The 18,430-nt window shown below is 70.8% G+C and carries 23 protein-coding genes; 12 read left to right on the top strand and 11 right to left on the bottom strand.

Annotated elements, in window-relative coordinates; translation table 11 throughout:
• Positions 1 to 4 precede the first annotated feature (4 nt).
• The 10 genes from CS062_RS11775 to ygfZ all read right to left on the bottom strand — a co-directional run bounded on the left by CS062_RS11775 (position 5) and on the right by ygfZ (position 8,068).
• Complete coding sequence (locus CS062_RS11775; RefSeq protein WP_438270473.1) at positions 5 to 520, bottom strand: GAF domain-containing protein; 516 nt, start codon at positions 518 to 520, stop codon at positions 5 to 7.
• Between the two features lie 73 nt (positions 521 to 593).
• Positions 594 to 1,070, bottom strand: coding sequence for a DUF2269 family protein (locus CS062_RS11770; protein ID WP_099861821.1), 477 nt, complete (start codon positions 1,068 to 1,070; stop codon positions 594 to 596).
• Positions 1,071 to 1,136: 66 nt separating this feature from the next.
• A complete protein-coding gene (locus tag CS062_RS11765; protein ID WP_099861820.1) occupies positions 1,137 to 1,526 on the bottom strand; it encodes a DoxX-like family protein in 390 nt (129 codons plus the stop codon).
• Complete coding sequence (locus CS062_RS11760) at positions 1,508 to 2,389, bottom strand: NAD-dependent epimerase/dehydratase family protein (protein WP_099861819.1); 882 nt, start codon at positions 2,387 to 2,389, stop codon at positions 1,508 to 1,510. The genes CS062_RS11765 and CS062_RS11760 overlap by 19 nt, the downstream gene beginning before the upstream one ends.
• Positions 2,386 to 2,970, bottom strand: a complete 585-nt coding sequence (locus CS062_RS11755; RefSeq protein WP_233218028.1) for a thiol-disulfide oxidoreductase DCC family protein — start codon at positions 2,968 to 2,970, stop codon at positions 2,386 to 2,388. The genes CS062_RS11760 and CS062_RS11755 overlap by 4 nt, the downstream gene beginning before the upstream one ends.
• 71 nt (positions 2,971 to 3,041) lie before the next feature.
• On the bottom strand, positions 3,042 to 3,572 hold the full coding sequence (locus CS062_RS11750; RefSeq protein WP_099861818.1) for a GbsR/MarR family transcriptional regulator: 531 nt from the start codon (positions 3,570 to 3,572) through the stop codon (positions 3,042 to 3,044).
• A 68-nt stretch (positions 3,573 to 3,640) separates the two neighbouring features.
• A complete protein-coding gene (locus CS062_RS11745) occupies positions 3,641 to 4,888 on the bottom strand; it encodes an alpha/beta hydrolase family protein (protein ID WP_099861817.1) in 1,248 nt (415 codons plus the stop codon).
• A 137-nt stretch (positions 4,889 to 5,025) separates the two neighbouring features.
• A complete protein-coding gene (locus tag CS062_RS11740; RefSeq protein WP_099861816.1) occupies positions 5,026 to 6,759 on the bottom strand; it encodes a cation:proton antiporter domain-containing protein in 1,734 nt (577 codons plus the stop codon).
• On the bottom strand, positions 6,759 to 7,094 hold the full coding sequence (locus CS062_RS11735; RefSeq protein ID WP_099861815.1) for a DUF4936 family protein: 336 nt from the start codon (positions 7,092 to 7,094) through the stop codon (positions 6,759 to 6,761). Before CS062_RS11735 ends, CS062_RS11740 begins: the two co-directional genes overlap by 1 nt.
• Positions 7,091 to 8,068 (bottom strand): CAF17-like 4Fe-4S cluster assembly/insertion protein YgfZ, encoded by a 978-nt coding sequence (gene ygfZ, locus CS062_RS11730; protein WP_099861814.1) that lies wholly within the window; start codon positions 8,066 to 8,068, stop codon positions 7,091 to 7,093. Before ygfZ ends, CS062_RS11735 begins: the two co-directional genes overlap by 4 nt.
• Positions 8,069 to 8,178: 110 nt before the next feature.
• Here ygfZ and mltG point away from each other — a divergent pair, with 110 nt between their 5' ends.
• The 11 genes from mltG (at position 8,179) to CS062_RS11675 (ending at position 16,180) form a co-directional block, all read left to right on the top strand.
• Complete coding sequence (mltG, locus tag CS062_RS11725; protein WP_303645155.1) at positions 8,179 to 9,174, top strand: endolytic transglycosylase MltG; 996 nt, start codon at positions 8,179 to 8,181, stop codon at positions 9,172 to 9,174.
• 39 nt (positions 9,175 to 9,213) lie between these two features.
• Positions 9,214 to 9,825 carry a dTMP kinase gene (gene tmk / locus CS062_RS11720; RefSeq protein WP_099861813.1) on the top strand — a complete coding sequence of 204 codons (612 nt, stop codon included), beginning with the start codon at positions 9,214 to 9,216 and terminating at the stop codon, positions 9,823 to 9,825.
• Entirely contained in the window at positions 9,819 to 10,871 is a 1,053-nt protein-coding gene (locus CS062_RS11715) for a DNA polymerase III delta subunit-related protein (protein WP_099861812.1), read from the top strand. Before tmk ends, CS062_RS11715 begins: the two co-directional genes overlap by 7 nt.
• 65 nt (positions 10,872 to 10,936) lie before the next feature.
• Positions 10,937 to 11,326: a PilZ domain-containing protein gene (locus tag CS062_RS11710; RefSeq protein WP_091733888.1), complete on the top strand. Its 390-nt coding sequence runs from the start codon at positions 10,937 to 10,939 to the stop codon at positions 11,324 to 11,326.
• Positions 11,327 to 11,462: 136 nt separating this feature from the next.
• Positions 11,463 to 12,248, top strand: coding sequence for a TatD family hydrolase (locus CS062_RS11705; protein WP_099861811.1), 786 nt, complete (start codon positions 11,463 to 11,465; stop codon positions 12,246 to 12,248).
• 1 nt (position 12,249) lies between these two features.
• Entirely contained in the window at positions 12,250 to 13,029 is a 780-nt protein-coding gene (locus CS062_RS11700) for an ankyrin repeat domain-containing protein (RefSeq protein WP_158238760.1), read from the top strand.
• A gap of 279 nt (positions 13,030 to 13,308) precedes the next feature.
• On the top strand, positions 13,309 to 13,575 hold the full coding sequence (locus tag CS062_RS11695) for a hypothetical protein (protein ID WP_143742318.1): 267 nt from the start codon (positions 13,309 to 13,311) through the stop codon (positions 13,573 to 13,575).
• Between the two features lie 173 nt (positions 13,576 to 13,748).
• Entirely contained in the window at positions 13,749 to 14,414 is a 666-nt protein-coding gene (locus tag CS062_RS11690; protein WP_099861808.1) for an OmpA family protein, read from the top strand.
• Positions 14,415 to 14,441: 27 nt separating this feature from the next.
• Positions 14,442 to 15,146 (top strand): hypothetical protein, encoded by a 705-nt coding sequence (locus CS062_RS11685; RefSeq protein WP_099861807.1) that lies wholly within the window; start codon positions 14,442 to 14,444, stop codon positions 15,144 to 15,146.
• A 268-nt stretch (positions 15,147 to 15,414) separates the two neighbouring features.
• Entirely contained in the window at positions 15,415 to 15,576 is a 162-nt protein-coding gene (locus CS062_RS11680) for a DUF1328 domain-containing protein (RefSeq protein ID WP_091733447.1), read from the top strand.
• A 55-nt stretch (positions 15,577 to 15,631) separates the two neighbouring features.
• Entirely contained in the window at positions 15,632 to 16,180 is a 549-nt protein-coding gene (locus CS062_RS11675) for a hypothetical protein (RefSeq protein WP_099861806.1), read from the top strand.
• A gap of 178 nt (positions 16,181 to 16,358) precedes the next feature.
• Here the strand turns inward: CS062_RS11675 and CS062_RS11670 are convergent, their stop codons facing one another.
• Positions 16,359 to 16,838 carry a carboxymuconolactone decarboxylase family protein gene (locus CS062_RS11670; protein ID WP_099861805.1) on the bottom strand — a complete coding sequence of 160 codons (480 nt, stop codon included), beginning with the start codon at positions 16,836 to 16,838 and terminating at the stop codon, positions 16,359 to 16,361.
• A 158-nt stretch (positions 16,839 to 16,996) separates the two neighbouring features.
• Between CS062_RS11670 and CS062_RS11665 the strand changes: the two genes are divergently transcribed.
• Positions 16,997 to 18,295: an MFS transporter gene (locus CS062_RS11665; RefSeq protein WP_233218027.1), complete on the top strand. Its 1,299-nt coding sequence runs from the start codon at positions 16,997 to 16,999 to the stop codon at positions 18,293 to 18,295.
• Positions 18,296 to 18,430 lie beyond the last annotated feature (135 nt).

Here is an 18,430-nt window from a genome sequence, read left to right as displayed (position 1 = left end):
CGGCTCAGGCCCAGTCGGTGCCGGCGACCAGCACCTCCAGCGCACGCTGGAAGCCGGCGGCGTCGAGGGTGTCGAAGCGGGCGGGCTCGGGGCTGTCCAGGTCGAAGACCGCGCGCAGCACGCCGCCGGCGATCACCGGCAGCACCAGTTCCGAGCGCGAGGCCGCGTCGCAGGCGATGTGGCCGGGGAAGGCGTGGACGTCCTCGACCAACTGAAGCTCGCGCGTGCGGGCGCAGGCGCCGCACACGCCGCGGCTGAAGGGAATGCGCACGCAGGCGACCTTGCCCTGGAACGGACCGAGCACCAGCTCCTGGTCGTCCTTCGGATTCACCAGGTAGAAGCCGGCCCAGTTCAGCGTCGGCACGGCGTTGAACACCAGCGCCGAGAACTGGGCGAGGTTGGCGATCCAGTCGCGCTCGCCGTGCAGCAGGGCCTGCGTCTGCGCGACCAGGGTGTCGTAGGAGGCCCGCTTGGCCTCGGGGCTGGCCATGTCCAGCAGCGGGGTGGGTTCGAAGCTCATGGGGCGGGATTGTGGCGGGAGTCGCCGATCCCGCTGCCGCGTCGGGGCGATCCCCGGCCTCGCCACCCGGGCCTCACCCCCAGAGCGCCGGCTTGTTCACCATGAGGTAGAAGACCACCAGCACCGCGATGAAGGCCGGATAGCCCAGGCCCTCCCACCAGCGGGCGTAGCGCCAGTAGCGCGCCGGCAGCGGCTGGCCGCTGGCCAGCGCGGCGTCCGCCATCTTCGAGAGCTGGATCTGCAGCCACACCACCGGCAGCCAGCAGGCGCCGGCCAGCAGGTAGAGCCCGATCGACAGGGCCAGCCAGGGCGTGTCCAGCGTCCAGCCCGCCTGCATCGCCAGCCACACGCCGGTGACCGGCTGCACGATCACCGCCGGCGTGGTGAACCAGTAGTCCGCGCGCTTGACCAGCCGCGCGACCACCGCCTGCGCCGCGATCGAGCCGCTGCGGTTGGCGAAGAACAGGTAGAAGGCCGAGCCGAAGCCGGTGCCGGCCAGCAGCACGCTCGAGACGATGTGCAGCCACTTGACGACGAGATAGGTGTTCATGGTGGGTTCCTCCCTGGAGGTGTTGTTGTCAGGTTCCGAAATCTGCCGCCGGGCGATGGCCGGGTCTCAGGCCGGCGCATCCTCGTCGAGGATCAGCAGCAGGATCGCGATCGGCAGGTTCTTGGTCAGGCTGCCCAGGGGATCCAGCCACAGCGTCGGCAGGATCACCGTCGCCACCGCGGTCATCAGCAGCATCACCGCGCCGGCCAACCGGTAGACCCAGCGGCGGTGCCAGCGCCACATCGCCAGGCCGATCATCAGGTCCACCAGCGCGCCTGCCACGATCACCGGCGCGATCCAGGCCTCGGGCGTGCCGGCGGACACCATCAGCGCGCGGCTCTGGCCGTCGAGCTCGATCAGGCTGACCACGCCGGTGGCGAGCCACAGCGCGATCAGCCCGGCACGCGCCACCACCCGGGTGCGGCGGTGGCGGAAATTCACACGCCCGATGCCCATGCGGCCTCCACGAAACGTTCGACCGGAACGGCCGGGCGTCCGAGCACACGCTCGAAGGCAGCGGCGTCGCCGATGTTGTCCTGCTCCAGCAGCGCCAGGCTCTCACTGCTCCAAGGCTGCGCGCTGACCAGATCACCCAGCCGGGCGCTCCAGCGGCTCGGTGCATCCGGCAAGGGCAGCACCCGCGCCGGCGCATGCCCGTTCTGGCGGCGCAGCTCGCCGATGAAGGCGGACAGGCTGAGCGCGCGCGGACCGACGGCGGTGACCAGCTCGGGCCCGCCGTCCTGCAACAGCCGCAGCACCGCCTGCGCGACATCCTGCACCGCGACCGGCTGGACGCGTGCCTGGACCGCCGCCCGCGGCAACACCAGCAGCGGCAGCCGGGCCAGGGTCATGAACAGCGCCGCGCTCGCGCCGCCCCGGCCGAAGACGATGCTCGGTCGCAGCACGGTGGCGTCGAGGCGGCCCCCGGCGCGCAGGCGCAGCAGGGCCTCGTCGGCGGCGCGCTTGGTGGTGGCGTAGCGGGTGGCGCTCTGCGCCACGCCATTGGCGGAAATCTGGACCACCCGCGCGACGCCAGCCCGGGCGCAAGCCTCGAAGAGCGCGACCGGCGCCTCGTGGTGGATGGCCTCGAGCCGACGGCGCGGCGTGTCCCGCAGCAGGCCGACCGCATTCACGACGGCATCGAAGCCGGTCACGCGAGGCAACCAGATCTCGGGACTGAGGTCGCGCTGGAAGTCCTGCGTGCGCGAATCGCCGGCGGTCACCGCCAGGCCTGCCTCGCGGAGCGTGCGCACGATGCGCCGGCCGACGAAGCCGCTGGCGCCGCAGACCAGTACCGAGCGGATCGGGGCGGCGCTCATGATGCGTCCCCGGTGGGAACCGTTGCCGCGGACGACGTGCTGGCGGACGGACGAGCGGGGTCGCCCGGCGAGGTCGAAGCGTCATGCCGGGCCTCGATCGAACAGGCACCGGCGCGGCAGGCCGAGGCGCCGGCACGGCGTTCGGCGGCACGGCGCAGCGCGGTTTCGAGCACCAGCCGGGCCAGCGGCTTCGGCACCAGGTAGCGATGGCGCGCGACGACCGGATAAGCGCGATCGAAGAGCCAGCGCAGGCCGGGCAGCTCGGTGAAGCGGACCAGTCCGTCGAGCTGGACGGCGCGGTAGGCCAGGCGCAGCACCTCCGAGCCCGTCGACAGACGCCCGTCCGCCCGCAGGCCGTGGAGGCTTCCCATCAGCGCCGCCATGTCGGTGCCGGACGGGAAGGCCGCAAAGCCCGGCGCGGCAATGTCCACGAAGCGCAGCAGGCCCGCCGTGTCACGGAGCATCAGGTTGCGCATCTCGCCGTTGCAGATCGGGCAGGCCCCGTCGAAGTAGAGCGTCAGCGGATAGGCGCCGGGATCGCGCTGGATCGCGGATCGGCCGGAATCGGTGGTGAAGCGCATCGCATCCTCCTTTGTTCTGAATGCTCGATATTTCAGTAAAAAAAGAAACTCATCGCCAAAAAAAGGGCGGATCAGGATCCGTCCCCGCGCACGAAGCGCTGCACGCTGGCGCCGAGCTTGAGCACTTTCTCCAGCGTCGACGGCGACAGCCGCATCATTTCCTCCGACCAGGCGCCCAGCGTCTGCATCAGCCGCAGGCACTCGCGCACGCGGTCCTGGGCATCCGGCGACTCGTTTTGGAAGCTGTCCTCGGCCACCAGCTCCGACAACATCCGCACCGTCGGATCGAACTCGCGGTGCTTGCGCTCCCGCACGATGGTCCGCAGCAGTTCCCAGACATCGGCGGTCGTCTCGAAGTAATCGCGTCGGTCGCCCAGCACATGGGTGACGCGGATCAGGTTCCAGCTCTGCAGTTCCTTGAGGCTGGTGCTGACGTTGGAGCGGGCCACCGACAGGGTCTCGGCCAGTTCCTCCGCATTGAGCGGGCGGCCGTGGAAGTAGAGCAGGGCGTGGATCTGGGCGACGGTGCGGTTGACGCCCCAGGCGCTGCCCATTTCGCCCCAGTGCAGGACGAAGCGGCGGGCGGTGTTGCTGAGTTCCATGGTCGCGACTGTATCGAGACAGAAGTTTCTGTCAATACAGAAATTATTCGGCGGTGCGGCCGGCCGGATCAACGCGGCGGTGTCAGCGTCGCCGTCTGCTTCATCCAGTTCTGAGCGGGGCCGGCGAGCCAGCCGCGGGCGTTTTCGGAGCGCTTCATTTCCCGGTCAAGGAAGGCGATGCTCACCTGCTGCGCGGCGATCAGGCCCAGCTGCTGCGCGTGGCGCTGACGGTAATCCGGAATCGGCGGCACCGGCGCCATCCGCACCGGCGCTTCCTGTCCCCGCTGACCACGTCCCCCGCCGCGGCGGCCCTGCGGCTGGGACTGCGCCTGGTCCTCCGCCGCCTGGATCCGCTTGCGCTCGCGCTCGGCATCTTCTGGCCGCGGCTCGTTGCCACCGAACGCGGCATGGCGGACCTCGTTGGCGCTCAGCAGCCAACCGCGTCCCGGCGGCATTGCGGCGAAGGGCGCCTGTCGCCAAGCCAGGTCGCGCACCAGTTGCAGCACGTCGCTGTCGTCCGGACCCGTCAGGCCGAGCACCGGCACGCTGACGTCCCGGTAGCGCGCGGGATCGGGCGTTGCGAACAGCTGCGGGCTGATCACGATCGCGGCAACCGGCCGGACGGTTTTGAGCGCGAGCACCGTGCCATCCGCCTGCCGCTCGCCCGCCAGTGCCATCGCCAGCTGGGCGCCGAGCTCATAACCGGCGACCGCGGTGCGGGACCAGTCGAGCGCACGCCACGGCGCCTCGCCCTGGCGGCCGAGCCGCTGGGCCTCGGCGAGCAGTTCGTCGAGCCGCGCGAGCCGGCGTCGCATCTGGGCGTCCGCGTAGTGGCGGCGGCCCAGTTCGGTGAATTCGGCCGAGCGGGCCAGGTCGGACGACCACGCCGTCGCGTCGTCGTCCAGCGGCTGCACCGACAGCACTGCGTAGCCGGCGGCGGCCCAGGCGCGGCGCCAGACCAGGCCGGCCTGCTCGGACTCGCCCAGGCCCGGCAGGTACAGCACGACGGGACGCGGTGCCGAGCCATCGCCGGCGCCGGCCGGCAGCACCAGGCTCAGGCGCACGTCGTCGCCCCGCAGCCGCCAGGCGAGCGACTGCACCGTGACCGCTTCGCCGGAAGGCGCGTAGCCGCGGGCGGCGAACTCGCGCTGTTGCTGCTGCTCCTCGAGCCGCGCCTTCGGCGGTCCACCGCCGCAGCCGCTGAGCAGCAGCGCGCCGGCGAGCCCGGCGACAACAGCCCGGGCGAGAAGCCTCGCGCCGAGGCGGGCTCGAAACGACCGCGAGGGCGTCGGGCGGTCAAGGGGCAGGTCGATCATGGGCGGCGACGCTAAGCGGACGATGTAAAGCGGCGATTGCTGAGGGGCGGCATCGCTAGGCCCGGATGGAGGCGGGCGAGGCCGACTTCAGCAAGCGAATCCCCGGCAGGCCGTGCCTCGCCGGGACAGACCGGCGCTCAATGCGCCGGCGTGGCCACGGGCGAGAGGTTCTCCGGGATGTCGGCGTTGAAGCGCTGCAGCACATGCCGGCTCATGCCCTTGGCGAGCTCCTCCTCGCCGTAGAACACGGTGCCCAGCTGCTCCTTGCGCAGCAGCGCGGACTCCTCCTCGCCATGGGTGCGCAGCACGATCTCGATGCCCGGATTCAGCTGGCGGGCCGTGTCGGCCATCTGCCGCGCCCGCATCGAGTCGGGGATCGCCACCACCAGCATCGCGGCATTGGCGATGTGGGCCTGGACCAGCACCATCGGGTCGCTCGCGTCGCCGCTGACCGCCGCCATGCCGCGCTTGCGCAGCGCCTCGACGGTCTCGCGGCTCTGGTCGGCGACGACGAAGGGGATGTCGCGCTCGGTCAGCGCCTGGGCGATGCGCCGGCCCACGCGGCCGAAGCCCACCAGCACCACTTGGCCTTCCAGGTACTGGCGCTCGGTGGTCTGCGGCAGCTCGGCCAGGGGATCGTCCCGGGCCTCGAGCTTGCGCGCGAAGGCCGAGCGGCTCAGCACCCAGCGCTGCAGCGGCTGGATCATCGCGAACATCACCGGGTTCAGCGCGATCGACACCAGCGCCGCGGCCAGCACCAGGTTCATGCCGGCCTTGGGCAGCAGTTCCAGCTGCAGGCCCAGGCCGGCCAGGATGAAGCTGAACTCGCCGATCTGCGCCAGGCTGGCCGACACCGTCATCGCGGTGTTCAGCGGATAGCGGAACAGCAGCACGATGGCGGTCGCCGCGATCGCCTTGCCCAGCATCACGATCGCCACCACGCCCAGCAGGTGCAGCGGCTGGTCCACCAGCGTCATCGGATCGAACAGCATGCCCACCGAGACGAAGAACAGCACCGAGAACGAATCCCGCAGCGGCAGCGACTCCTGCGCGGCGCGGTGGCTGTATTCGGACTCGCGCATCACCATGCCGGCGAAGAACGCGCCCAGCGCGAAGGACACGTGGAAGAGCACGCCGGCACCGTAGGCGATGCCGATCGCCACCGCGATCACCATCAGCGTGAACAGCTCCCGCGAGCCGGTCCGCGCCACCTGCCACAGCAGCCAGGGCAGCACGCGCCGGCCCACCACCAGCATCAGCACGACGAAGGCCGCCATCTGCGCCAGCGTCTCGGCGATGGTGCGCCACAGCGGCACGTCGGCGCTGCCCGCCTGCGTGGCGCCGCCCAGCACCGGCGCCAGCGGCGGCAGCAGCACCAGGATGAGCACCGTCGCCAGGTCCTCGACCACCAGCCAGCCCACCGCGATGCGGCCGTTGACCGACTCCAGCGTCCCGCGCGCCTCCAGCGCCTTGAGCAGCACCACCGTGCTGGCGCAGGACAGCGACAGCCCGAACACCAGCGCCGCGCCGGCGCTCCAGCCCCACCACATCGCCAGGCCCAGCCCCAGCAGCGTGGCCGCTCCCATCTGCACGACCGCGCCCGGCAACGCGATGCGCTTGACCGCCATCAGGTCCTTCAGCGAGAAGTGCAGGCCGACGCCGAACATCAGCAGCATCACGCCGATCTCCGACAGCTGAGCGGCGATGCCCACGTCGGCGACGAAGCCCGGCGTGGCCGGGCCGATCGCGATGCCCGCGAGCAGGTAGCCCACCAGCGCCGGCAGCCGCAGCCGCTCGGCGACGAATCCGAGGATCAGCGCCAGGCCGAAGCCCGCCGCCAGCGTCGAGATGAGGGAGACGTTGTGTTCCATCAGCGCGCCGCTCCCGGACCGGCGACGGCGGCGAAGGCCTCGCGGTGGCGGGGGCCCTGCGCGAATGCGCCCAGGGCGGCGGCGATCCGGCGCTCCGCGTCCGCCGCGTCGGGCAGTGCGGGGCCGTAGATCTCCATCCAGGTCTGGAAGACCGGATCGTTGTCATGGCGCTGGAGCAGCCGCACCGGCTGGTCCCCGCGCGCCTGCTCGAAGGCGGCCAGGGCGGCCGCCAGATCGTCCGAGTGGACGCGGTAGTAGACGTAGAGCTCGACCGGCGCGGCGGCCGGGCGATCGGGCGGATGGGCCTGGGCCCGCGTCGGCGGCGACGCGGTCATTGCGGCTCTCCGATGGCGTAGGGCAGCGGGCGGGGCGTGAGCACGGCGCCCTGGGCGCTGCCCAGGTGCAGCGTGCCGGAATCGAGCGCGGCCAGCTTGACCTCGGCCAGCAGCAGCGGGCGTCCTTCCAGGCGCCCGAATCCGGCGACCATGCCGGCGGGCTGCTCCGGATCGGCGCTGTGGAAGATCTCCTGGCCGGGCGTGGCGTCGGCATCGCTGCCGTCCATCGCGAACAGGTGGGTGCGGCGCTTGATCGTTCCGCGGTACTGGCTGCGCGCGACGACTTCCTGGCCGGGGTAGCAGCCCTTCTGGAAGTTCACGCCGCCCAGCAGCTCCAGGTTGAGCATCTGCGGCACGAACTGTTCCACCGTGGCCTGGCGGATCCACGCCAGACCGGCGGTCACGTCCAGCCCCTGCCACTCCTCGGGGTCGATCGCGGGCAGCGCCGGTGCGCTGGCATCGGCGGGCTGCAGCAACAGGAAACGCGGGGTGAGGCCGTCGTCGGGCAGGCGGGTGGCGAGCGCCTCGCGGCCATCGGCCAGCGCCAGCCGGCCCACTGTCCAGACCTCGGCCGGCGCGGCGCTGCCCAGCCAGTCGCGCGCCTGGGCGCCGGAGAGTCCCCAGACCGACCAGGCGGCGCTGTCGTCGCTGAGCTTGCACTTGGCCCGCAGCACGAACATGGACAGCCGCTTGACCGTCGCCGGCAGCACCTCGGCGGGCAGGGCCAGGAGCACAGATTGCTCGTCCGGCTTGACGGCCAGCATGGTCGCCAGCAAGCGCCCCTTGGCCGAGCAATAGCCCGCCAGGCGGGCCTGGACCGGCGTCTGCAGGGCCAGGTCTTGCGTCAGCTGCGTGTGCAGGAACTTGGCGGCTTCCTCGCCCTGGGCGCGGATGACTCCCCAGTCGGCGAGACGGACGGCACCCAGCGCCGAGGACGGCACGGGCGGCGGGGCATGGTGGAGGTCTTCGATCATGGGGCCGATTATCATCAGCCCCCGCATTTCACGAAGGGCTCCGGGTCTTGTCACGCGCGAAGAACAACGCTCGCCACGCAGCGAGGAAACCGAAGAAGCAGGCCGGCCGGATCGGGCGCTGGCTGCTGTCCACGCTGGTGGCGGTCGCGGTGCTGGCCGGGGGCGTCGCCGGGGCGGTCTGGTGGTGGCTGCAATCGCCGCTGGTGCTGGACAAGCCGGGTGTCGAGCTGTCGATCGAGCCCGGCACCGCGCCGCAGCAGGTGGCGCAGGCCTGGGTGTCGGCCGGCGTGCAGACCGATCCGCGGCTGCTGTACGCCTGGTTCCGCTATTCCGGCCAGGCGCGCAAGATCCGCGCCGGCAGCTATGAGATCCACGCCGGCGTGACGCCGCGCGAGCTGCTGGACAAGATGGTCCGCGGCGACCAGGTGCTGGAGCAGCTCCGCCTGATCGAGGGCTGGAACTTCCGTCAGCTGCGCGCCGCGATCGCCGCCGCGCCGGCGCTCAAGCAGACGACGGCCGGCATGACCGACGCGCAGATCATGGAAGCGCTCGGCGCGCCCGGCCAGGCGCCGGAAGGCCGCTTCTTCCCCGACACGTACGCGTACAGCCGCGGCGTCAGCGACCTGACGGTGCTCAAGCGGGCGCATGCGCTGATGCAGAAGCGCCTGGAGAGCGCCTGGTCCGGCCGCTCCGACGGCCTGCCGCTCAAGAGCGCGGACGAGGCGCTGATCCTGGCGTCCATCGTCGAGAAGGAAACCGGCGCCGCCGCCGACCGCGGCCTGGTGGCCGCCGTGTTCATCAACCGGCTCAAGGCCGGCATGCCGCTGCAGACCGATCCGACGGTGATCTACGGACTGGGCACCGATTTCGACGGCAACCTGCGCCGCATCCACCTGCAGACGGACACCCCGTTCAACACCTACACCCGTGGCGGGCTGCCGCCGACGCCGATCGCGATGCCCGGCCTGGCGGCGCTGCAGGCCACGCTGCATCCGACCCCCTCCAAGGCGCTGTACTTCGTGTCGCGGGGCGACGGCACCAGCCAGTTCAGCGAGGACCTGGCCGCGCATAATCGCGCCGTCAACAAGTACCAGCGCGGCCGCTGAGCGCCCGCGCTGCGCTTTTTTCCGAGAGAGCATCCACGCGTGAGCGGCCGATTCATCACCTTCGAGGGCATCGACGGGGCGGGCAAGTCCACCCATGTCGAGTCCGTCGCCCAGCACCTTCGCCAGCGCGGCGCCGAGCTGATCCAGACCCGCGAGCCGGGCGGCACGCCGCTGGCCGAGTCGCTGCGCGGCCTGTTCCTGCACCAGGATATGGATGGGCTGACCGAGGCGCTGCTGGTCTTCGCCGCGCGTCGCGACCATGTGCAACGGGTGATCGCGCCCGCGCTGGCGCAGGGCCGCACGGTGCTGTGCGACCGCTTCACCGACGCCAGCTTCGCCTACCAGGGGGGCGGGCGCGGCATGGACCTGCAGGTGCTCGCGACGCTGGCGCAGTGGGTGCAGCAGGGCCGCGAGCCGGACCTGACCTTCTGGTTCGATGTCGAACCCGCGGTCGCGGCCGCGCGTCGCGCCCAGGCCCGCGATGCCGACCGGCTCGAGCAGCTGGACCTGGACTTCTTCGAGCGGGTGCGGGCCGGCTACCAGCGCCGGGCCGAGTCGGCGCCCGGACGCATCGTGCGCATCGACGCCGGTGACACGATCGAGGGCGTCGCCGCGCAGATCCGCGCCGAACTGGAGCGCCGCGGATGGTGAACGAGGCCGACGGCACCACCGCCTTGGCCGAGGGCGGCCAGCTGCCGCTGCCATGGCTGGCCGAGCCGCTGCACCAGGCCTTGACCCAGGGGCGCAGCCATGCGCTGCTGCTGCAGGGGCCGGCCGGGGTCGGCCAGTTCGACCTGGCGCTGCTGCTGGCCCAGGCCTGGCTCTGCGAGTCCCGGTCCCGGCCGGAGCAGCCGGGTTGCGGCCGCTGCGCGAGCTGCCACCTGCTGCGTTCGCGCTCCCATCCCGACTTCCAGGTGCTGCTGCCCGACGCGCTGCGCGAGCCGCTGGGCTTCGGCGCGATGGATGCGGACGGCGAGGGCGGCGGCACGGCCAAGGCGGCCAAGGCCAAGCCCAGCAAGGAAATCAAGATCGAGGCGGTGCGGCAGATGCTCGCCTTCGCGCAGGTCAGCGCGGCGCGCGGCCGGGCCAAGGTGGTCGTCGTCTACCCGGCGGAGGCGCTGAACACCATCGCGGCCAATGCGCTGCTCAAGACCCTGGAGGAGCCGGCCGGGCTGCTGCGCTTCGTGCTGGCGAGCGCGGCGCCGCAGCAGCTGCTGCCGACGATCCGCAGCCGCTGCCAGCCGTTGCAGATGGCGCTGCCCGGACGCGAGGCGGCGCTCGCCTGGCTGACCGCGCAGGGTGTCGACCAGCCCGGCGTCCTGCTGGACGCCACCGGCGGCCGTCCGCAGGAAGCGCTGCAGTGGAGCGAGGAGGGCATCGGCGCCAGGACCTGGCTGGAGTTGCCGCGCCGGATCGCGCGGGGCGAGGCCAGCGCGCTGACCGACTGGCCGGTGCCGCGCGCGATCGCCGCGATGCAGCGCCTGGTGCATGACCTGATGCGCATCGCCCATGGCGCCGGACCGGCCTACTTCCCGCGCGACGCGCTGCCCAAGCTGCCGGCGGTGCGCGCGGCGCTCGACCAGTGGGCCCGGACGCTGCAGCAGGCGGCGCGGCATGCGGACCATCCGCTCAATGCCGGCCTGCTGATGGAATCGCTGGTGGCCCAGGGGCAACAGGCGATGCGGCCGGCGCGGTAACCGAATCCGACCCATGGGCGTGGCGAGTAGACTCGGCGCCCATGAGCGAACTCAGCCTGAAACCGATGAGCACCACTCCGCCCGCGTCCGCCCCCGTTCCGGCCCCCGCCGGCGGTGCCCGACCCAGCGTGATCCAGCTGGTGTTCAAGGAAAAGGGCGCGCTCTACGCCGCCTACATCCCGATCTTTTCGGAAGGCGGCGTGTTCGTGCCGACGACCCGCGAATACAAGTTGGGCGAGGACATCTACCTGCTGATGACCCTGCCCGAGGATCCCAACCGCTATCCGGTCGCCGGCAAGGTCGCCTGGCTGACGCCGGCCAATGCGTCGGGCGGTCGCACCCAGGGCGTCGGCGTTCGCTTCCCGGGTGACGAGAAGACCCGGCTGATCAAGCTGAAGATCGAGGAGCTGCTGGGCACGGCGATCTCCTCGGCCAAGCCGACACAGACGATCTGACCGCCGCGACCGCCGTTCAAGCCAGGCGGATGGCCTCCGGCGCAGCCCCGCCCGGCCGATCCGCGAGCCTGCTCCTGCCAAGGACATTTCCCGCCGGGCGCTGCGCCACGCGACGATCCGGCCCAGAGTTCCCGCGATGTACATCGATTCCCACTGCCACCTGAGCTTCCCCGAGCTCCAGTCCCAGCTCCCCGACCTGCTGGCCGCGATGGACGCGGCCCGGGTGACCCAGGCCATCTGCATCTGCACGACGATGGAGGAGTTCCCCGAGGTGCTGGCCCTCGCGACGGCACATGCGCCGCTGTTCGCGACGGTCGGCGTCCATCCGGACAGCGACGAGGTCCATGAGCCCAGCGTCGAGGAGCTCGTCGCCGGCGCGGCGCGGGCGAAGGTCGTCGCCATCGGCGAGACGGGGCTGGACTACTACCGCCTCAACGGCCGGACCGTCGAGCAGATGGAATGGCAGCGCGAGCGCTTCCGCAACCACATCCGCGCCGCGAAGCGGACCGGGAAGCCGCTGGTGATCCACACCCGCTCGGCCGCCGAGGACACGCTGCGGCTGATGCGCGAGGAGGATGCCGGCCAGCCGGGCGGCGTCGTGCACTGCTTCACCGAGACGATGGAGGTCGCCAAGGCGGCGCTGGACCTGGGTTTCCACATATCGTTCTCGGGGATCGTGACCTTCAAGAACGCGGCCGATTTGCGCGAGGTCGCCAGGATCGTGCCTGCCGACCGCCTGCTGATCGAGACCGACAGCCCCTACCTGGCCCCGGTCCCGTTCCGCGGCAAGCTCAACCAGCCGGCCTATGTGCCGCATGTGGCCAAGCTGGTGGCCGAGGTCCGGGGCGTGCCGGTCGAGGAGCTGGCGGCGCAGTGCACGGCCAACACCCGGCGGCTGTTCCAGCTGCCGGAGGCGGCCTGACATGGCCGGGCGGACGAGCGGGCCGCGTGGCGGTCAGCGGCAATCGCCGGCGGTGCGGGCGGTGTGGGCGGTGCTGGGCGGCTTGACGCTGGCCGCGACGACGCTCGCGCCCGCGTGGGCACAGGGGCGGTTCGACGCCCAGGCGCCGGTGGCGGCGGCCGCGTCGGCGGAGGCCGCCGTCGCACCGCCCGAACTGCATGTCGCCGCGCGGAACGACCATGCCGCCACGGTCATGAAGCTGCTGCTGGCGGGGACCGATCCCAACGTCCGCGATGCGCAGCGCAACACGGCCCTGCACGTGGCGATCCGGGAGGACTCCGGCAAGGCGGTCGAGGCGCTGCTGAAGAGCCCCGGCACCGATGTCAACGCCATCAACCAGGCCGGCGAAACGCCGCTGATGCTCGCCGCGATCAAGGGCAACCTGGACATGGCGCGGGAGCTCGTCAAGCGCGGCGCGCTGGTCAACGAGCCGGGATGGTCCGCGCTGCATTACGCGGCCGCCGGGCCGAACGAGCATCTCGTGCGTTGGCTGATCGGGCAGGGCGCCCAGATCGATGCACGGTCGCCCAACGGGACGACGCCGCTGATGATGGCGGCCGGCTACGGCGGCCTGAGCGGTGCCGAGGTGCTGCTCGCCGCCGGTGCGGATGTCACGCTGCGGAACGACCATCAGCTGAGCGCCGCCGACTTCGCCCGCCGCGCCGGGCAGGACGAGATGGCCGACAAGCTGGACAAGCTCGCCCGGGCGCGTCCGAAGGCCGCCGCGACGTCGGCACCGTAGGCGCATCGGGCAGCGGCACGGCAGCACGACGGCACGACGGCACGACGGCACGGCAGCCGCGCGCACGGTCGCTGAACCGGCGCCCACGTCCTGCATGGCGACGCCGCCCATGCATTTCCGAGGCATCCGTCACGGGCCGTACGGCGCGGTGAGGCACCTGCTGGCATTCCCCTAGGAATCCGTCTGACACGCGGTTTGGCGGCCCGCCCACTGTTGGCGGACCGGGTCGGTCTCTACAGTTCATTCCATGCCGACACGGTGTCGGCGCCGGAGACCGAGATGCTGACCACGACCCAAGACTTCGCCGCCAACCCGTTCGCGATGCTGCTGGATCCCGAACGCGTCGCCCTGGAAGTGGCCGGCTCCGAACGCCTGGCCCGCCTGCGCAGCCGCATCTACCGCCCGCTGGACAAGCCGCTGATCGCGCACCGCGACGCGGGCGACCAGGCCGCCTACGACGAGGAAGTCGATGCCGCCGAACTGTCCGAGGCCGAACTGCTGCCGCTGGACGACCAGCCGTCCAGCGCCACCGAACTGAGCGCCTGAGGATCGCTGCCGAGGCAAGGGTCGGGAATCGTCAGCCGCTGCGCTTGTCGGTCCTGTCTGACCCCCGCTTCCGCCGGCCGACTACACCTGGCCCCCCGCGATCTCCCTAGCATGACGCTCAACCAAGGTCCCTCTATCGTGTGACCGAGCCCACAGCCCGCCTGGAGACTGTCATGCGCCGCCCCCCAGTCCTTTCCCGTTCCGCCGCCGATGCCGCCTCGGGCGTCTTCGCCGGACCGCGCTGGCTGGGGATCGCGGCGAGCAGCCTCCCGGTCCTGGCGCTGGTCCTGATGACGCTGGCCGGCTGCACCTCGATGAGCGGACCCTCGGGCAGCGCCACGCCCGCGCCGTCGGGCGCCGTCACGCCGACCACCCCCGCAGCTTCCGTCATCGGGGGGAATCTCTGGTCTTCCCGCATGGAGGAGCGCCGTCAGGCGGTCGTCCAGGCCAGCGGCGGCTCCGGCATCGCCGTGGTCCGCACCGCGGACAACCAGCTCAAGCTGACCCTGCCCATGGAGGCGGCTTTCGACCTGGGCCGTTCCGAGCTCAAGCCGGCGGTGCGCCCCGCCTTGGATGAAGCCAGTCGCAACCTCGACGAGAACGTCCGTATCACCATCGTCGGTCACACCGACAGCTCGGCCGGCGATGCGGTGAATGGGCCCTTGTCGCTGGATCGGGCGGAGACGGTGCGTGAATACCTGGTCCACCATGGTGTCCGGCGAGGCCGGTTGCTGGTGGAGGGCCGCGGCGGACGCCAGCCGGTGGCCAGCAATGCCACCGAGGCCGGCAGGGCCGCCAATCGTCGGATCGAGATTTTCCTGTCGCAACCCGCGTCCTAAGTTGTCATCGAGTACGGGAGTTGAGTCATGAACCGCTGCTGCCCCCGCCTTCTGCTGATGGCCGCGCTGGCCCCGGCCGCCTTGACCTTCGCGCAGGCCGCGCCTGCCAGCGAGATGTCGCCGACTTCCCTGGACGATCGTGTCGAACTGACCGGCCGGAGCCTGTCCGAGCGGACGAGGCAGGCGGCGGCCAGCCGAAGTGGCGCGTCGAGCGCCCGCTACACCGTGACTCAGCATGCGGCCGAGCCGCTGGCGACCGCGAACCAGCCCGCCGGCGCCGCTGCCTGGTATGGCCGGGCGCCGCAGGCCACGCAGACCATGCTCTGGGCCCGGCCCTGGTCCGCCAGTGGATTGAGGGTGGGCGTGGGCGTGGAACAGCGCGGCGCCGCGATCGGCGGCGGCTTGTATTCGACGCCGTATCAGAACTCGAGGCCGGGCGCGGCCGGTGACGCCGGCGTGCTGGTCGGCCTGGCGCTGCCGACCGGGCCGCGGTCGCATGCCTATGTCCAGACGCCGCTCGTCGACGCGCAACGCGCGCAGATCGATGACCTCACCGTCCCCGGCATCAACAACCGGGAGCAGCGCCAGGTGCGCGTCGGCATGGTCTTCACTACCCGCAAGCCCTATGCGGACCTGCGCAAGGGCTTCCGCATGGAGCTCAGCGGGCAGTCCTCGCTGACCTTCCGGCCGCGGGGCGGTCGCGTGGGGGTGACCTTCCAGAAGATCTGGTGACGCGCGGCGGGCGCGACGCCCTTGCGTTGGCGCCGAACCGTCGGACCACCGCATTTCCTTCCCTCCAAAAAGCCGGCGTCAGCCGGCTTTTTCATTGGCGCCCCGGTCGGGCGCTCACGCTGGCGGAACGGTCTGGCGCGGTAGGTCCTCTCCTACAGCACGGCGGTTGGGACTCCGACGCGGGGTCGCGGTGCGGGACTGCCCGCGGCGGCCGGCCCAGTCCCTACAGTCATTCCATCGCGGCACGGTGCCGCGCAGGAGAGCCAAGATGCTGCACTACGCCGTCGTCTTCTTCGTCATTGCCTTGATCGCCGCGCTGTTCGGTTTCGGTGGCATCGCCGCCGGCGCCGCCGGCATCGCGAAGATCCTGTTCTTCGTGTTCGTGATCATGGCCGTCGCGACCTTCGTGATGAGCCTGTTGCGAAAGTGACGATCCCCGTCATCCCTTGAACTGCTGACCCCTTCACAACAAAGAAAGGATCGCCATGAACAAGCCCGCTACCGCTGCCCTCATCGCCGCCGCGCTGAGCCTGTGCGCCGGCGTGGCGCAAGCCGCCAATTTCTCCAAGTCGGTCTACGACGGCGCGAAGGACGACATCAAGAAGACCTACAAGGTCGACAAGGATGCGTGCGACAAGCTGTCCGGCAATGCCAAGGACATCTGCGTCAAGGAGGCCAAGGGCCGCGAGGACGTGGCGCTGGCCCAGTTGGAATACAACTACAGCGGCAACGCCAAGGACGAGGCGAAGCTGATCGAGACCCGCTACGAGGCGCGCTACGAAGTGGCCAAGGAGCGCTGCGACGATCGCACGGGCGAGGCCAAGGATGTCTGCCAGCGCGAGGCCAAGACCGCCTACGAGAAGGCGAAGGCCGAGCTCAAGATGAACAAGAAGGTCGCGGCGGCCGTCGATGACGCCGAGGAAACCCGCGTCAAGGCCGACTACAAGCTGGCTTCCGAGAAGTGCAACACCTTGTCGGGCGATGCCAAGGACGTGTGCGTGAATTCGGCCAAGGCCCGCTACAGCCAGCGCTGATCTCGCTCCACCAGACAACCCCAGTGGGGGCGCGATCCGGCTATGCCAGAACGCGCTGTCGTTGAACCGGCGGATCCGGGCCAACAACTCGAACATCGCCCGGATCCCCCTGTCGACACCTGTTGAAACGGCGCCCGTTCGGGCGCCGCTTTCTTTTGTCGGAACGGGCCTCGGCGCGTCAGGCCAGGCCGGCCTTGTCCAATCCGAAGGCCTTGTCCTGCGAGCCGGGCACGCTCTGGACGGCGACGTTCAGGCGGTTCCACGTGTTGATCGAAGACACGACCCAGGTCAGGTCCGACAGTTCCTTTTCGCTGAACTGCTCGCGCACCTCGGCATAGACGGCGTCGGAGATGCCGCCTTCCGGAATGCGGGTGAGCGCCTCGGTCCAGCGCAGCGCGGCACGTTCGCGCGCGGAGAACAGCGGCGACTCGTGCCAGATGGCGACGTGGTGCAGGCGCAAGGCGCGTTCGCCGGCCAGCACCGCCTGCTTGACGTGCATGTCCAGGCAGAAGGCGCAGCCGTTGAGCTGCGAAGCGCGGATCTCGACCAGGTACTGCAGGCCGGTTTCCAGGCCGCTTTCCTTGAGGCCCATGGACAGCTCCACCAGCTTCTTGAAGGCGGGGGCAGACTGTTGCATGTAGTTGAAGCGTTGGCTCATCGTGGGCTCCGGGGTGAAAAAGAAGGTTGGTAACGACAAGACGAAACAGCCCGCGCACGTGTGACATCGCCAAGCGCCCAGGTCTGCGGACCGGGTGGCTAAACTGGCCGGTGCCCGCCCAAGAAGGCCTCGAACACCTGCCGCCGAACCCCTTCGCCGTGACCGCTCCGCCTGCTTCCTCCCCCGATGCCGCCGTGTCGTCCGGCGCCTTGCCCGCTCCCCACGTCAGCGTGTTCCGGCATCCCGGATTCACCGCCTTTCTGGTGTGCCGCCTCGCCGCCGTGTTCGCCGGCCAGATCCAGGCGGTGGTCGTCGCCTGGCAGGTCTACGACCTGACGCGCCAGCCGCTCGCGCTGGCCTATGTCGGCCTGGCGCAGTTCATCCCGATGCTGCTGTTGCTGTTGCCCGCCGGCGACCTGATCGACCGCTTCAGCCGGAAGCCGATCCTGGCGATCAGCTGGGGCGTCAGCGCGTCCTGCAGCCTGGCGCTGTGGTGGCTGGCGGGGCACGGCCATGCCGGCGTGGCCGGCATCAATGCCGTCCTGGTGGTCTTCGGTTGCGCGCGGGCCTTCTCCGGTCCCGCCTTGCAGAGCCTGTTGCCGCAGATCGTGCCGCGTGAGCAGCTCGCGCAGGCGATCGCCGCGAACAGCATGCTGCTTCGGGTCGCCAGCATCGGCGGGCCTTTCCTCGGCGGCCTGCTGTACGGCTTCGGTGGGGCAGGGCTCACCTATCTGGTCTGCCTGATCTGCTTCGCCCTGGGGACCGCGCTGCTGATCGGCGCGGTGCCGGTGCGCTTCGCCGCGCCGCCGTCGCCCGCCGGCGGGACCATCTGGCAGCGCTTCGGCGCCGGCATTCATTTCATCCGCTCGCGGCCGATCATCCTCGGCACGATCTCGCTGGACCTGTTCGCAGTGCTGCTGGGTGGCGTGGTGGCGCTGCTGCCGATCTATGCGCACGAGGTGCTCCATGCCGGGCCCGAGGGCCTGGGTGCGCTGCGCAGCGCGATGGCCGTCGGCGAGGTCACGGCCGGCTTCTATCTCAGCCTGCGTCCCTTCAACCGCCATGTCGGGAAGACGATGTTCGCGGCGGTTGCCGTGTTCGGCGTGGCGAACCTGGTCTTTGCGCTGTCCACCGCCTTCTGGCTGTCGTTTGGAGCACTGGCGATTGCCGGCGCGGCGGACATGGTCAGCGTCTACATCCGTGGCGCGCTGGTGCAGTTCTCGACGCCGGACGAGATGCGCGGGCGGGTGAACGCGGTGAACATGCTGTTCATCGGCTCGTCCAACGAACTGGGCGAGTTCCGCGCCGGCAGCGCCGCTGCGGCATTGGGCGCGGTGCCCGCTGCGGTGACCGGCGCGATCTGCACGCTGGGTGTCGTCGCCGGCTGGGCGGCCTTGTTCAAGCCGCTGCGCACCGTCGACCGGTTCGAGGAAGCGACGCCCGCCGTCACCCGCTGAGCGGAGAGCCCACGGGCCGCCGTCGCGATGCGAGCGGCGGACGAAAAAAGCCGCGCCGACCGGGAGGTGCAGCGCGGCAACAGGGAGGATGCAGTCAATCAGTGGGACGCTCGGAGCCTGGGGCTTCGAGCGTCT

The sequence above is a fragment of the Roseateles chitinivorans genome (assembly GCF_002761755.1).
In the GTDB taxonomy this organism is placed as follows: Bacteria; Pseudomonadota; Gammaproteobacteria; order Burkholderiales; family Burkholderiaceae_C; genus Roseateles; species Roseateles chitinivorans.
The sequence above is the reverse complement of the archived record's forward strand: the minus strand, read 5'-3'. Positions and strand labels throughout refer to the sequence as shown.

Coding starts and splice junctions, on each gene's coding strand:
- CS062_RS11715 (WP_099861812.1), top strand. CDS start 9,819: ATGGTGAACGAGGCCGACGGCACCACCGCCTTGGCCGAGGGCGGCCAG.
- CS062_RS11750 (WP_099861818.1), bottom strand. CDS start 3,572: ATGGAACTCAGCAACACCGCCCGCCGCTTCGTCCTGCACTGGGGCGAA.
- CS062_RS11765 (WP_099861820.1), bottom strand. CDS start 1,526: ATGGGCATCGGGCGTGTGAATTTCCGCCACCGCCGCACCCGGGTGGTG.
- CS062_RS11680 (WP_091733447.1), top strand. CDS start 15,415: ATGCTGCACTACGCCGTCGTCTTCTTCGTCATTGCCTTGATCGCCGCG.
- CS062_RS11760 (WP_099861819.1), bottom strand. CDS start 2,389: ATGAGCGCCGCCCCGATCCGCTCGGTACTGGTCTGCGGCGCCAGCGGC.
- CS062_RS11690 (WP_099861808.1), top strand. CDS start 13,749: ATGCGCCGCCCCCCAGTCCTTTCCCGTTCCGCCGCCGATGCCGCCTCG.
- ygfZ (WP_099861814.1), bottom strand. CDS start 8,068: ATGATCGAAGACCTCCACCATGCCCCGCCGCCCGTGCCGTCCTCGGCG.
- CS062_RS11745 (WP_099861817.1), bottom strand. CDS start 4,888: ATGATCGACCTGCCCCTTGACCGCCCGACGCCCTCGCGGTCGTTTCGA.
- CS062_RS11710 (WP_091733888.1), top strand. CDS start 10,937: ATGAGCACCACTCCGCCCGCGTCCGCCCCCGTTCCGGCCCCCGCCGGC.
- CS062_RS11775 (WP_438270473.1), bottom strand. CDS start 520: ATGAGCTTCGAACCCACCCCGCTGCTGGACATGGCCAGCCCCGAGGCC.
- CS062_RS11755 (WP_233218028.1), bottom strand. CDS start 2,970: ATGCGCTTCACCACCGATTCCGGCCGATCCGCGATCCAGCGCGATCCC.
- CS062_RS11670 (WP_099861805.1), bottom strand. CDS start 16,838: ATGAGCCAACGCTTCAACTACATGCAACAGTCTGCCCCCGCCTTCAAG.
- CS062_RS11685 (WP_099861807.1), top strand. CDS start 14,442: ATGAACCGCTGCTGCCCCCGCCTTCTGCTGATGGCCGCGCTGGCCCCG.
- CS062_RS11705 (WP_099861811.1), top strand. CDS start 11,463: ATGTACATCGATTCCCACTGCCACCTGAGCTTCCCCGAGCTCCAGTCC.
- CS062_RS11700 (WP_158238760.1), top strand. CDS start 12,250: ATGGCCGGGCGGACGAGCGGGCCGCGTGGCGGTCAGCGGCAATCGCCG.
- CS062_RS11770 (WP_099861821.1), bottom strand. CDS start 1,070: ATGAACACCTATCTCGTCGTCAAGTGGCTGCACATCGTCTCGAGCGTG.
- CS062_RS11735 (WP_099861815.1), bottom strand. CDS start 7,094: ATGACCGCGTCGCCGCCGACGCGGGCCCAGGCCCATCCGCCCGATCGC.
- CS062_RS11695 (WP_143742318.1), top strand. CDS start 13,309: ATGCTGACCACGACCCAAGACTTCGCCGCCAACCCGTTCGCGATGCTG.
- CS062_RS11740 (WP_099861816.1), bottom strand. CDS start 6,759: ATGGAACACAACGTCTCCCTCATCTCGACGCTGGCGGCGGGCTTCGGC.
- CS062_RS11675 (WP_099861806.1), top strand. CDS start 15,632: ATGAACAAGCCCGCTACCGCTGCCCTCATCGCCGCCGCGCTGAGCCTG.